This window comes from Maritalea mobilis, assembly GCF_004363175.1.
Lineage (GTDB): Bacteria > Pseudomonadota > Alphaproteobacteria > Rhizobiales > Devosiaceae > Maritalea > Maritalea mobilis.
In genome coordinates this window covers 1,099,670-1,112,913 of the sequence record NZ_SNYR01000001.1, presented here as the reverse complement: position 1 = coordinate 1,112,913, position 13,244 = coordinate 1,099,670, and the positions used below count along the sequence as shown (strand labels likewise).

The 13,244-nt window shown below is 52.4% G+C and carries 12 protein-coding genes; 3 read left to right on the top strand and 9 right to left on the bottom strand.

Annotation, left to right across the window (positions count from 1 at the left end; all coding sequences use genetic code 11):
- Positions 1-242: 242 nt before the first annotated feature.
- The 3 genes from ATL17_RS05340 (at position 243) to ATL17_RS05330 (ending at position 2,769) form a co-directional block, all read left to right on the top strand.
- Complete coding sequence (locus ATL17_RS05340) at positions 243-740, top strand: MarR family winged helix-turn-helix transcriptional regulator (protein ID WP_133571722.1); 498 nt, start codon at positions 243-245, stop codon at positions 738-740.
- A 209-nt stretch (positions 741-949) separates the two neighbouring features.
- Entirely contained in the window at positions 950-1,588 is a 639-nt protein-coding gene (locus ATL17_RS05335; protein ID WP_166638904.1) for a GntR family transcriptional regulator, read from the top strand.
- A 38-nt stretch (positions 1,589-1,626) separates the two neighbouring features.
- On the top strand, positions 1,627-2,769 hold the full coding sequence (locus ATL17_RS05330) for a pyridoxal-phosphate-dependent aminotransferase family protein (RefSeq protein WP_166638903.1): 1,143 nt from the start codon (positions 1,627-1,629) through the stop codon (positions 2,767-2,769).
- Here ATL17_RS05330 and ATL17_RS05325 read toward each other — a convergent pair.
- The 9 genes from ATL17_RS05325 to ATL17_RS05285 all read right to left on the bottom strand — a co-directional run bounded on the left by ATL17_RS05325 (position 2,766) and on the right by ATL17_RS05285 (position 13,243).
- Positions 2,766-4,388, bottom strand: coding sequence for an amidohydrolase (locus ATL17_RS05325; RefSeq protein WP_133571719.1), 1,623 nt, complete (start codon positions 4,386-4,388; stop codon positions 2,766-2,768). The two genes, ATL17_RS05330 and ATL17_RS05325, sit on opposite strands and share 4 nt — an antisense overlap.
- A gap of 10 nt (positions 4,389-4,398) precedes the next feature.
- Positions 4,399-5,832 (bottom strand): amidohydrolase family protein, encoded by a 1,434-nt coding sequence (locus tag ATL17_RS05320; protein WP_133571718.1) that lies wholly within the window; start codon positions 5,830-5,832, stop codon positions 4,399-4,401.
- Positions 5,833-7,290 (bottom strand): amidohydrolase family protein, encoded by a 1,458-nt coding sequence (locus tag ATL17_RS05315; RefSeq protein ID WP_133571717.1) that lies wholly within the window; start codon positions 7,288-7,290, stop codon positions 5,833-5,835.
- Positions 7,283-8,380: an amino acid ABC transporter permease gene (locus ATL17_RS05310; RefSeq protein WP_133571716.1), complete on the bottom strand. Its 1,098-nt coding sequence runs from the start codon at positions 8,378-8,380 to the stop codon at positions 7,283-7,285. Before ATL17_RS05310 ends, ATL17_RS05315 begins: the two co-directional genes overlap by 8 nt.
- A 1-nt stretch (position 8,381) precedes the next feature.
- Positions 8,382-9,575, bottom strand: coding sequence for an amino acid ABC transporter permease (locus ATL17_RS05305; RefSeq protein ID WP_133571715.1), 1,194 nt, complete (start codon positions 9,573-9,575; stop codon positions 8,382-8,384).
- 91 nt (positions 9,576-9,666) lie between these two features.
- The gene (locus ATL17_RS05300) at positions 9,667-10,686 is read right to left on the bottom strand and encodes an amino acid ABC transporter substrate-binding protein (RefSeq protein ID WP_133571714.1); all 1,020 of its coding nucleotides are present in this window, start codon (positions 10,684-10,686) and stop codon (positions 9,667-9,669) included.
- 336 nt (positions 10,687-11,022) lie between these two features.
- Positions 11,023-11,229, bottom strand: coding sequence for a hypothetical protein (locus tag ATL17_RS05295; RefSeq protein WP_133571713.1), 207 nt, complete (start codon positions 11,227-11,229; stop codon positions 11,023-11,025).
- A gap of 47 nt (positions 11,230-11,276) precedes the next feature.
- Positions 11,277-12,188: a carbohydrate kinase family protein gene (locus ATL17_RS05290; RefSeq protein ID WP_133571712.1), complete on the bottom strand. Its 912-nt coding sequence runs from the start codon at positions 12,186-12,188 to the stop codon at positions 11,277-11,279.
- Positions 12,185-13,243 carry an ABC transporter ATP-binding protein gene (locus tag ATL17_RS05285; RefSeq protein ID WP_133571711.1) on the bottom strand — a complete coding sequence of 353 codons (1,059 nt, stop codon included), beginning with the start codon at positions 13,241-13,243 and terminating at the stop codon, positions 12,185-12,187. The genes ATL17_RS05290 and ATL17_RS05285 overlap by 4 nt, the downstream gene beginning before the upstream one ends.
- Between the last annotated feature and the right edge of the window lies 1 nt (position 13,244).

Here is a 13,244-nt window from a genome sequence, read left to right as displayed (position 1 = left end):
TTATTTAGCTTCAACTAACTAAATGTCAACTCTTAACGGGTCGAAAAGTTTCGTGGAAAATGCTGAAATCGTGCGTTTTTGGGGATTTATGTCAAAAATATGAGGCTGAAACCCTTTGATCGTATTAAAGAAAATAGAATGTCAACCGACATATAATTTGTTTTTACAAACTTATTTTATGTCTTGGTCGATGGTAAAGATTGGGCTAAACTTTCTCGTCTGAATATGGTGATGAGGGCGGTGTGGAAGAGAAAACAAAATCGGTTTTGAGTTCAATTCGGCGAATCTTGCGGGCTGCGGATACAAACTCAAAAGCTTTGATGCGTGCGTCTGGTATCACGCCTTCGCAGTTGGTTTTGTTGCGTCTTTTGGATGAAGGCGGCGAACGCAGTGCGGGCCAAATTGCGCAGTCCATGGGCATTACCCAGGCCACCACCACGGGTTTGGTGCATAAGCTTGAGGCGCGGGGCTTGATTGAGCGCAAGCGCGGAGAAACCGACAAGCGTCAGGTGTGGTTATCGCTGACAGAAGCGGGGCATGCCGCTTTGAGTCAATCGCCAGATGGTATTCATGAGCAGTTTGAACAAGAGTTTGAAGAGCTTTCTGATTGGGAGCAATCCATGTTGCTTGCTTCGCTGGAGCGCATTGCAGCAATGCTGGATGGTGGGCAAGAGGATGTTGCGCCAATCTTTGATGCGGCAGAGCTGACGCCATTTTCCAAAGCAGAACCAAAAATTTAGCGGCTCGCTTGGGCGTCAATCGAAATCAGCATTTTCACCTAGCTACACGCATGCTCGCATGCAGTGAGGGGCATTTTCTACGTGCGCGGACAAATTGCGGATAGGCTGTGATCCTGCGCGTTTTGGCTTGCATCACACTGCTCTAAGCGCTAGTACAAATGTGTATACAGTATGTATTACCGCTGATTTTTGCGATTGAGAGGCCGCCAATGGCAACCTTAGCTGACGAGACTTACGACCGTATCCGTAACATGATTTTAGCGGGCGAGTTGAAAGCGGGATTGGCCATTCAGGAAAATGGATTGGCGAAGAAACTCAACGTGTCTCGAACGCCGGTGCGCGAAGCGATTGGTCGCCTGATTACTGAAGGTCTGATCACGCGATATGCGGGGCAAACGCCGACGGTGCAAACCGTTTCACTTACCGATTATATTGAAATTTTGCACATGCGCCGCCTTTTAGAGGGTGAAGCTGCGGCTTTGGCTGCCAAATCTTCTGATAAGTCACGTTTGGAGCCAATCGCAGTACGCAATCAACAAATGATTGAGGCGGGGGAGCTGGGTACTGATGAATATGTTGCCCTTGATGAGGAGTTACATCTCACCATTGCAGAGCTTTCTGGCAGCCGATTGCTTGCGCAAAATATCAAAGATTTGCGCCTTAAAACCAGAATTTTTGATCTGGGTGGCGTGACCAAACGGTTGGTGCCGAGCGGGCAGGAACATGTGGACATTCTAGATGCCATTCACAATGGTGACAGTGAGATGGCTCGACAGAAAATGGCCGCCCATATTGAACAAGTGCGGCGGTCAATTTTGGAGGAACTGGGTAACCTGTTCGACAATTGATGAGCCAGTCCGCTTCTCTTAAGATTGGGCGTACATTTTTGCATACGCCAGGCCCCACTTACATTCCCCAATCTGTGCGCAACGCCATGCAGCGCCAGTCATATGATTTGGCGGACCAAACTTTCTTCGATATTTGCAATCGCTGCGTTGAGGCGTTGAAGCCCATTTTTGGCACCCGGCACAATGTGTTTATCTACGCCGCAAATGGCCATGGCGCGTGGGATGCGGTGGCGCAAAATCTCTTCACTGAGGGTGATCAGGTGTTGCTGGTCAATAATGGTGGCTTTTCCTATTGGTGGGGCGAGCATCTCAGCACGCTTGGGGTGAAGGTGCACTCGGTTGGCCAAGGCACGCACGCTGCTGCGGGCATTGATGCCATTCAACGCGCCTTGGCAGATGATAAATCGAAGAAGATCAAAGCTGTTTTGGTTGCGCAGATCGATACTGCATCTTCCATCAAGGCTGATGTGCCTGCCATCCGCCGCGTTATGGATGCGTTAGATCATAACGCCTTGTTGCTGGCTGACGTGGTTGCGTCGCTCGGCACTATGCCCTTTGAAATGGATGCATGGGGCGTTGATGTGGCATTTTCTGCTTCGCAAAAAGCGATGATGGGGCCTGCAGGGCTGGCGATGGTTGCGGTTAGCCAAAAGGCGATGGATGTCGCTGCCGCAAATCCAGTAAAATCTGTTTATTGGAATTGGGTCATGCGCCATGGCGCTGATAATTACACGCAATTTGGCGGCACTGCACCGCAGCATGGCATTTTCGGGCTGGAAGCCGCTTTGGAGCGGCTCAATCAGGAAGGGTTGGCGGTGGCGCAACAGCGGCATGATCGGCTGGCCGCAGCAGTGCATGCGGCAGTTGCCTGTTGGGCTGCGCCGGGCGCGATGGCCTTCAACGTGAATGCGCCACAGGATCGTGCCAATTCGGTGACCACCATATTGACGCCGGAAGGATTCGCCTCGGAACAGTTGCGCAATTATGCGCGGTCGGAATTGAATTTGGTTTTGGCCGGGGGCTTAGGTCCGCTGTCCAACAAAGCTATTCGCATTGGCCATATGGGCGATTTGAACGAAGCGATGATTTTAGGCTGCCTGGCGGCAACAGAGGTTGCCATGCACAAATTTGATCTGCCCTTTGAGAGCGGCCTTGATGCCGCCGTCAAAGCGCTCGCCTAGGCGTTGCGATCAAAGGCGATCTCGCCGCCCACAATGGTCATATCCACATGCGACTGGCGAATGGTTTCCGCATCGCATTGGCTGATGTCCCGATCGATAACGGCAATATCTGCCAATTGACCGGGCAACAACCGCCCTTTGATGTTTTCCTCATGCGCCGCATAGGCCCCATTAAAGGTCATGGCTTCAATGGCACGATCCAAATCGATGGTTTGGTCTGCGCCATAGATTTTGCCGCTTGGACCCTTGCGGGTCATCATGGCGGCGATGTTCGGCAAGGTATCTGGCGGGCAGACAGGCGTGTCCGTACTGGCGCCGGGATACATGCTGCGCTCCACCCATGTGCGCATGGGGTAGGATTTTGAGGTGAGCTCTTCGCCCACCGCGTCAGCATAAAGATCACTGAAATGGTTGAAGAAGCAGGGTTGCGGGATCGGCAGAATATTGGCTTTCTGCATCCGTTGAAGCTGATCTTCGGTGACGAATCCGCAATGCTCCAGCCGATGGCGGCGGGCACGGATTTCGTCATTTGTGATGGCGCGTTCATAGGCGGTCAGTACTTGCTCAATCGCGGCATCGCCAATGGTGTGGGTCGCGATCTGATAGCCACGAGCCACATAATCAGCCACCATGTCGTTCATTTCCCGATCAGAATAAATGAACAGGCCCTTATTGTCCCCGTCGTTCAGATATGGCGTGGTCATTGCGGCGGTGTGGCCGCCTGTTGAACCATCGGCAAAGAGTTTGGCGGGGCCAATGCGCAACATATCATCGCCCGTGCCTGTGATCAGGCCGAGAGGGCTGCATTGCTCCATAATGCCGGAAGGGCCAGCCAAAATGGTGAGATAAGAGCGGACATGAAGGCGCTTGTCGCGACGGGCCATTTGAAAGCCGGCCATATCCATCATGCCTTCATTCATGCCCACGCCCGCATCCATGATGGACGCGACGCCGAAGCTCAGCATGTGCTTTGCTGCGTCTTCAATGGCGGTCACCACTTCATCGAGCGTCAGGGGTGGGATTTGGTCCATCACCAAACGCTGAGCCGTTTCCTGCAACTGGCCCGTTAGCTCGCCATCCAATTTTTGAATATGCCCACCTTCTGGGTCTGGCGTGTTGGCATCAATGCCCGCTGCGCGGAAGGCGAGGCTGTTGCCTACGCCCACATGGCCGCAACGGCGTTTCAGATAGACAGGATTATTCGGCGCAACACTGTCCAGCTCGGCGATGGTGGGGTGGCGCTTTTCGGCAAATTCAAAATGATCATAGCGCCCGCCATAAATCCACTCGCCTTGATTGGCGGCATCTGCCTGTTTTTTAATCTCGGTCAGCGCTTCGGGAATGGATTTCACCTTTTGCGGGCTGAGGTTTACTTCGCCCAGCGACCGGCCGAGCGAGATCATATGCAAGTGGCAATCATTAAAGGCAGGCACAGCCATGCGGCCTTCAAGGTCGATCAGTTTTGTGTCCGGCCCTTTCAGCGGGGCCAGTTCCTCAGCGCTGCCTGTGGCCAGCACTTTGCCATCTTTAATGGCCACCGCTTGGGCATAGGCTTGACCATAGGCCACATAAACAGGCCCATTGGTGAGCAACATATCTGCGTAAAGTGAGAACCCCATCTAACTTGCCTTATTTTTGAGGAAACACCATGGGCGACATCTCTTCGATTTGTCGGCCCGCCCAATCGCGTTCTGAAACAGTGGCGACTGTTTCGCGCTGGAATTCTTCGAGTTGGTCTAAGGCGCTATCCATGTCCACATAGAGGGCCTTGCCATCACGTACCACTTGCTGCCCGTCTACATAGACATCTTTCACCGCACGTTCGGCGGCTGTGTAAATCAAGCTGCGCAAGGGTTCGCGGCAGGGGCGCATTAATGGGTGTTTGGTGTCGACGATTGAGAAGTCTGCCTTCATGCCCACCGCCAATTTGCCAATATCATCACGCCCAATCGCTTCTGCGCCCCACACGGTGGCGGCGTTAAAGGCTTGATCGGTCGATCCGGCCAGATAGTTGCGGGTGTTGACCCGCGACATCAGGCAGGCATGGCGCATTTCTTCAATCTGATTGTGCGGGAAGGAGTCTGTGCCTATCCCCACGCGAATGCTCGCTTTTGCATATCGATCAAGCGTGTTCAGGGCGATCCCGCGACGCGAGAAAATGGTGGGGCAGTGGGCCACGTGGGCACCAGACTTTGCCAATGTTTCAAAGTCGTTTGCCGCAGGCCAATGCAGCATCGGATGGTCATTGAGGAAAATGCCATGGCCGATAATTGTGTCTGGCCCCAACGCATCTAAATGAGCCAGATATTCAATTGGCGTATAGCCAAAGCGCCGCATGATCACTTCAAATTCAATTACGCTCTGTGCCGCGTGAATTTGCATGCGCATGTTGCGCTTTCTGGCTTCAGCCAAACTGTCTTTGATCAGCCCTTCGGTGCAGGTGTCCAATTGCGATGGCCCCAACATCCCGTCCATGCGGCCAGAAGGGTGCTTGCGGGCATCATCAACGGTTTTAAGCGCCTGTTCAAAGGCCGCTTCGCCCGCTTTTTCGTCCCATTCATATTCAACGGAGTGGCCATCCTTGGTGAACCAGCGGGCGGAACGGTACATGGGGCACAACACGCCACGAATGCCTGTTTCGGCGACTTCGTTGGCCCAGTTCTCCCGGCTGCCAGACATGTCGACAATGGTGGTGACGCCGCTTTGCAGCATTTCGCCCATGGCGACTTTGGTGGCCACTGGCGCGGCTTCTTGTGGCACGCGAAACACGGGCATAAATTCATAAAGCGAGCTTTGGCCGAGGCGTTTTGACCCCAATTCTTCCAACAAACCTTTATTGCCGGGTTCGGAGGTGGGGTGCGAGTGGATGTCCACCAGCCCCGGCATAATCATTTTGCCGCGGCCGTCAATTTCCTGGTCCGCTTCGCCGTCCCAAGTGCCGCCGATCTGGACAAATTTATTGTCCTTAAACACAACATCTTGGTTGGTGAGATAGGTGTGTGATTTGAGCTGATCGTCCCACGCGATGATCCAATCAGCATTGCGAATAAGTGTGGTGCTCATCTATCTGCTTTCAAATGTTAGCGGGGCCAGCACGTCCATGCTGCGATGCTGCGGATCGTTTTGTGGGGCCTTCGCCACGGCTTTGTTTTGCGCATCGGTCAAAATCTCGGCATTGGCCTGATGGTCGATATGGCAATGTTCACCATCGCGCACCGCAAAATCACCATCCACAATTACATGTGAGATGGCCCGGTCTGCCGCATTGTGCAGGAAGGAGCGGATGGGATCATACACAGGCAACATGCTGGGGTGATTGGTGTTCACCAGAACCATGTCGGCCTTGGCGCCGACCTTCAGCCGTCCAATATCGTCGCGTTGCAATGCCTTTGCCCCACCGATGGTGGCAGCGTTGAAAATGTCAGCAGTGGACACATCAAAAACCGACTTGGCCGAAATCCGCGCCGCCAGCATGCCGATGCGCATTTCTTCGGTATAATTGTTGGGGTAGGTGTCTGTGCCGATGCCCAGATTTACCCCGGCGCGTTGATATCGACCAATGGTTTGCAGCGTCATGCCCGAACGGGCGAAGGCCACGGGACAATGAGCGACGGAAGTGCCTGTTTCAGCCAAAAGGGCGAGATCATTTTCCGTGCGCTGCCGTGTCCAGCTGTGATGGTCCAAAAAGATGCAATGGCCCAACACCAGATTAGGCCCCAGCACGCCTAAGCTGTTCAGATATTGCGGTGCGGTCATACCATGTCGCTGCAGCAATTCTTCATGCTCGGCCATGGTTTGGGCCGCATGAATGGTCAGTGGTACGCCCATGGATTTGGCTGCGGCTGCCCCGTCGGCCAGCAATTTTTCGCTGCAGGTTTCAATTTGCGAGGGGGCCAGTGCGCCGCGAATGCGGTCTGATGGGTAATCTTCGGCTTCTTTCACGCAGGCTTTCGCGCGTTCAAAGGCATCTCGGCCTTTGGCTTCATCCCAGATAAAATCGAGCCGATGGCTATTGTGTACATGCCAGGAAGCTTCGCGGAATCCGGGGGCGACATAGCCACGAATGCCGGATTTATACATGGTGTCGATCCAGCGATCATGCGGGCGGGTGAGGTCCATCAAAGTGGTCACGCCACTTTTCATCAGGTCCGCCAGCATCACGTTCAACCCAGCCTCAAGCGCCTCTGGATTATCATCAAAATCCAAAACCCCGGAATATTCATAAAGGGCCTGGCCATAAAGGGCTGGGGTGCCGATATCATCGAACACGCCTTTGGCCATTGGCTCATCGCCCGAATGGGCATGAATGTCCACAAAGCCCGGCATCACCATGAAGTTGCGGCCATCTATTTCGCTATCCGCATGGCCATCATAGCTTTTGCCGATATAGCAGATTTCATTGCCTTTGTAGGCCAAGTCGCCATTGCGCAGATAATAGTGTTTTTGGGCAGCTTCGTCCCACGCAACAAGCCAGTCGATATTTCTAATGACGCTTATTTTATTGTTGTTTTTATCAGTCATGAGATGTTTTCAACCTTCTTTCGAGATAGCGCGAATAGGCGCCCATAATGTAACTAAAGACGAGATAGACCACGGCCGCGAAGGCGTAGCCTTCCAACACAGCGATGCCTTGCCAATTTGGGTCGCGCATGGCACCGCGGATGGTGTTCAAAAAGTCAAACAGGCCGATGATGGTCACCAAAGTGGTGTCTTGGAAAAAGCCAATGAAAACCATCACGAGTGGGGGGATAACGATCTTCAAGCTTTGCGGCAGAATGATCAGCCGCATGGATTGCCAGTAGGAAAGGCCAAGCGCTTTGGCCGCTTCATATTGACCGTCGTCGATGGCCTGCAAGCCGCCGCGCACCACTTCGGCGATATAGGCTGCTGCAAACATGATCACGGCCACTTGCGCGCGCAACACCTGATTGATGGTCATGCCATCAGGCAGGAATAATGGAAACATCACCGAGGCCATGAACAGCAGGCTGATCAGCGGTACGCCGCGGATTAATTCAATATAGGTGATGGAAATGGTGCGAATGGCAGGCAATTTGGAGCGGCGGCCCAAGGCCAACAACACACCAAAAGGGAAGCCAGCAGCAATGCCCACGAATGAGAGCATGATGGTGAGCGGCAAGCCACCCCACTTGCTGGTGCTGACAGGCTCCAAGCCAAATACGCCGCCGCTCATTAGAATGAACATCGCAATCAAAGCGACGATCCAGCCATAAAAGAGTTCTTTGCGCCACATAAAGGGCAGCATGGAAAGGGCCGTCATGCCCAGCATGAGGCCGACCGCAGATGCAGGCCGCCAATGATCTTCAAACGGAAAGTAGCCGAACAGGAAGAACCGGATTTTCGTGGCGACGAACGGCCAGCAAGCGCCATTATTGATGCGGCAATCTTCTGGTGTGCCCGTCCACAGCGCATCAATGAAAGCCCATTTGATGAGCAACCAGCTCACCCAAACAAAGGCGATAATGCAAATGCTGGAGACAATGGCGTTAAAAGGCGTGCCGAAATAGTTTTTGCGGATATGGCCCGCAACGCTTGTGGTGTCCTCTGGTGGGCGGCGCGATGAAATCAGAACTTTTGCAACATTTGACATCTTAGCGTCCTTTCAAGGCCACGCGGCCATTGTACCAATTCATCGCGACAGATGTGAGCAAGCTGAGGCCGAGATAGACCGCCATAAAAATGGCGATGCCCTCGATGGCCTGCCCGGTCTGGTTCATGGTTGTGTTGGACACCATCACCAAATCTGGATAGCCGATGGCAATCGCCAGAGTGCTGTTTTTGGTGACATTGAGATAGTTCGAGGTCAGCGGCGGAATAATTACGCGCAATGCTTGAGGCAAAATCACGGACTTCATCACGCGATTGCCTTTTAGCCCCAGCGACCGTGCCGCCTCCCACTGACCCTTATTGACCGATTGGATGCCGGACCGCACGATTTCGGCAACGTTGGCGGTTGCCGTCAAGGTCAGGCCGATCAGCAGCGCTGCAAATTCGGCGGTGATCCGGCCACCTCCGCTAAAGCGGAAGCGCCCTAATTCGGGGAAGTTCCAGTTAAATTCTGGCGTGAAGAGAAAATAGGCTAATGCAAGCGGCAGCGTGATGATGGCCAGATGGACTGGCCAAATGCGCACTTTTTCACCGGTTTTGATGCGTTTTTGAATGGCCCATTTGTTGGTGAAATAGGCCACAACCATCGACGCGATCAAAGTGATCAGCAGCATGGTGTGGTCAAAAGACCATTCTAAAACCGGCACATAGAAACCACCATTGGAGATGTAAACGCCGGGGGCCAGCTGCAATGCTTCACGCACTGGCGGGAAAATGAACACGATGATCGTGTACCAGAAGAAGAGGTGCAACAATAATGGGATGTTGCGCATGATCTCGACATAGATCAGCATCAGCTTCGACAAAAGCGGGTTGGGTGATAGGCGCAAAACGCCGATAAAGGTGCCCAAAAAAGTGCACAGCACACAGGCCAGCAGCGACACATAGATGGTGTTCAATAGCCCAACCAAAAGGGCGCGTGCATAGCTGTCTGCCGGGGAAAACTCAATCAGTCGATCACTGATTTCAAAACCTGCTTCTAGCCCAAGATAGTCAAAGCCAGAGGCGATATTTTGTTGCCGCAAATTTGTGGCGGCGTTGAACCAAAGGAAATAGGCGACAAGCGCAACGCCTACTACGGCCAGCACCTGATAGAGGATTGCACGCACGCGCTCATCATAAAATAAGCTCGACCAGCTTGTGGCCTGCGCGGATTTTGTTTGCCGATTTATTGACATTATTGGCCCTCCCATCCCCAAGGTTCGGGCACCCGCGCCGCAGCGCGAATGCCAAGCTTTTGATCATGCTCTTATGAAAAGAGCTTCAGGATCAACGGAATGGAGGTGAATAAAGTAGGCCGCCATCCGTATGTAGTTTGTTTTGAGCACGGCTCAAGCCAAGTGGGGTGTCTGGACCCAGGTGACGATTGAAGATTTCACCATAATTGCCCACGCTTTTGATGATTTGGTAGGCCCAATCATCGTTCAAGCCGAGCTGCTTGCCCAATTCACCAGTTGTGCCCAAGAAGCGCTGGATCTCTGGGTTTTCACTGTTGAGCATTTCATCCACATTGGCTTGAGTGATGCCGTTTTCTTCAGCAAAAATCAGCGCGTAGACAGACCATGTCAAAATGTCGAGCCATTGGTCATCATCGTGGCGCACCACAGGGCCCAATGGTTCTTTTGAAATGGTTTCTGGCAACACAACATAAGCGCTTGGATCGTTGGCCACAGCTTTTGTTGAAGCTAGGTCTGACCGGTCTGAGGTCAACACATCACAACGGCCAGAGAAGAAGGCGTTGCGCCATTCATCTGTGTTTTCAAACACGACAGATTCAAAGCTGATATTGTTGGTGCGGAAAAAGTCCGACAGATTTTGCTGGGTTGTGGTGCCCGGCAAAATACATACGGCTGCGCCATCCAAATCATATGCGCTTTCAACGCCCAGATCTTTTGGCACCATCACGCCTTGGCCATCATAGAAAACGATGGGGCCGAAGTTCAGGCCCAATGAGTTGTCGCGTGAGAATGTGTGTGTGGTTTGGCGAGACAGAATGTCGATTTCGCCAGATTGCAGCGCCTGAAAGCGGGTGTTGGTGTTGGTTGGAATAAATTCAACTTTGTCACCGTCTGCAAAAACCGCGGCGGAAACGGCACGGCAGATATCTGCATCCAAGCCTTGAACCTTGCCTTGGTCATCGGCATAGGCAAAGCCCGCTGATGAAGGTGAAACACCGCACAAAACGTGACCACGCTCTTTCGTGGCTTCCAATGTGCCTGCTGCATGCGCCGCAACACTGCTCACGCTAAGCATGGCGGCGGCAAGAAGTACGCTCTTTTTAAGTGTCATGATTTCCTCCCTATTGCCTCTTGAAATTGGCAATTGGTCTCTATGACAAAGAGACCATTATCCAGTATGCATACAAGCTGGATGCAATGTAAAAGAAAAAATGATCATTAACTCATTATTAATAATCATCAATCTGTCCGTCTTGTTATAAGGCTTTGATAATTAAAGAAATAATTCATAAATTTGATTGTGCACAGGCAGCTTATCGCTGTTCGTTGGGGCGATCAAGCGAAGTAAATAAGATAAATTTTAGTCTAATTTTGCCAAAGTATTTGGCGGATTTTTTAGGGCTGTATACAGTCCAAATTAATACCTTTGAAGGTAAGTCTTTGCGGCTTAGTCATTGTTTAGGCGGTTTTGCAAATCTTCTTTGATTTGCTTTTCAGTCGCTTGTTTTTTGAACACAATTGCTCCGAGCACTGCCGCAACAAAGCCAAGTAGAATGAAGACAATCAGGCCGATGGTGTTGGGCAAGATGACCCACATAAATAGGCCGAAAAGCAAAAAGCCAAATGTGATCAAGAAACGGTTGAAATGTGCCATAGTAATGCCTCCATTTCGCTAGCCATACCGGGAGTTGCTGATCGTGTCTAGCTGCCCGTTTGCTTGATCAGTGCTGCGCCAGTTGCACCGCCAATTGACCCGATGGAAGACGCCGCGAAGCGATTGCCTTCTTCCAAGGCTTGCTGGTCGGGTTGAGCATTTAGCCATGCCGTGAGAAATCCGGCATTAAAAGCATCGCCAGCCCCTGTTGGGTCCACGATGGTGCAGGGAAGCGCGGGCGCGGATGAATATTGGCCTTTGTGAAACAAAGTCGCGCCATCTGCGCCGCGCTTCACGATAATTTTGGTGGTCCAATCGCTTAGCTCTGATGCAAAAAATTCAATCTCACCGGTCACGTCAAATACCCGTTTGAACTCTGACAGATTAGGCAAAAACAGATCGACTTGTTGGATCAGGTCGCGCACTTCTCCGGCATCCATTGCGGCTTCGTCCCAAGCGCAATCCAGCGAAATGCTCAGCCCTGCTGCCTTTGCCTTGTCCAGAATAAAGGGCGCTTCGAGCAGTGTTGCCAATTCAGCGATATGCAAATGTTTGATGCTTGGGTCCGCAATGGCTTGATCGAAATTATTGGGGATCGGTTCTCCGCCACGGCGTGTCAGGAACGCACGGTCATCATTTAATGCCATAGCCACAGTGAGCTGTGTGCCCCACTTTTCATCCGCGGTTACGGCATAGCGGTCACCAATGCCAGATTGGGCAAGATCGTTTTGCACAAAGCTGCCAATTGGCCCGTGGGGCAGATAGGCACAAATCTCAGTTGGTTGTCCCGCTGCGGCCAAATAAGCGGCAGTTATATAGGCGCCGCCGCCAGCATGGGCGCTAAAGCTATCAGCGTAAACTTCTTCACCCAGCCTTGGCATGTGCGGCAGGCCAGCGAATACGAGGTCGCAATAGATGCGACCTACGCATAAAACGCCTTTTCGGTTTCCATCTGTCACGCAAGGGCCTCTTGCGTGTTGGTGTCGAACATGTGGATTTCTTCCGCGTCAGCATAAAGGGCGATCTTTTCGCCAGGTTGTGGATGCACACGGCCCGGTGCAGACGCGATGACCTCATGGCCGCCCACATCAAGATAGAGCAGGGTTTCTGTGCCCAGTGGTTCCACGAGTGAAACGGTGCCTTCCATCAATGGCGTTTGGCCTTCTTTCGCAGTGGTCAGGGCACTTGGGCGGATGCCAATTGTGATGTCTTTCACATCTGCTTTATGTGGCATTTTGATCGTTGGTCCGGCTTCCAGCTTCACGCTGTCGCCTTCAACTGTGCCTTTGAGCATATTCATGGAAGGGGCGCCAATAAATTGGGCCACAAACATGTTTTTGGGCTTCAGGAACACTTCTGACGGTGTGCCCACTTGCTGGATGTATCCGTCTTTCATGATCACAATGCGGTCGGCCAATGTCATGGCTTCCACTTGGTCGTGGGTCACGAAAATGATGGTGGTGCCAACCCGTTGGTGAAGCTTTTTAATTTCTAGGCGCATTTGCGTCCGCAACTGTGCATCAAGGTTTGAGAGCGGTTCATCGAAAAGGAAAACCGATGGGTCACGCACCATCGCGCGGCCAATGGCCACCCGTTGGCGTTGCCCACCGGAAAGTTGCGAGGGTTTGCGCTCAAGTAGTTCTGTCATGCCCAAAATGGCGGCGACTTCGTCGATCCGTTTTTCTTTTTCAGGCTTGCTCATTTTAGAGGTGTGCAGGCCAAAGCCGATATTTTTGCGCACGCTCATATGAGGATAGATGGCATAATTTTGGAACACCATGGCGATGTTGCGCTCTTTAGGCTCCAAATTGTTCACCACACGGTCGCCGATGGAGATTTCGCCAGAGGTGATTTCTTCCAGCCCAGCCAGCATGCGCAACGTGGTGGATTTGCCGCAACCGGAAGGGCCAACCAACACGACAAATTCGCCGTCTTTCACATCCAAATTGATGCCGTGTAGCACTTCGGCTTTGCCATAGGCTTTGGTCAAGTCTGATAAAGTTACCGTTGCCACA

Coding starts and splice junctions, on each gene's coding strand:
- ATL17_RS05320 (WP_133571718.1), bottom strand. CDS start 5,832: ATGAGCACCACACTTATTCGCAATGCTGATTGGATCATCGCGTGGGAC.
- ATL17_RS05300 (WP_133571714.1), bottom strand. CDS start 10,686: ATGACACTTAAAAAGAGCGTACTTCTTGCCGCCGCCATGCTTAGCGTG.
- ATL17_RS05325 (WP_133571719.1), bottom strand. CDS start 4,388: ATGGGGTTCTCACTTTACGCAGATATGTTGCTCACCAATGGGCCTGTT.
- ATL17_RS05295 (WP_133571713.1), bottom strand. CDS start 11,229: ATGGCACATTTCAACCGTTTCTTGATCACATTTGGCTTTTTGCTTTTC.
- ATL17_RS05335 (WP_166638904.1), top strand. CDS start 950: ATGGCAACCTTAGCTGACGAGACTTACGACCGTATCCGTAACATGATT.
- ATL17_RS05315 (WP_133571717.1), bottom strand. CDS start 7,290: ATGACTGATAAAAACAACAATAAAATAAGCGTCATTAGAAATATCGAC.
- ATL17_RS05310 (WP_133571716.1), bottom strand. CDS start 8,380: ATGTCAAATGTTGCAAAAGTTCTGATTTCATCGCGCCGCCCACCAGAG.
- ATL17_RS05305 (WP_133571715.1), bottom strand. CDS start 9,575: ATGTCAATAAATCGGCAAACAAAATCCGCGCAGGCCACAAGCTGGTCG.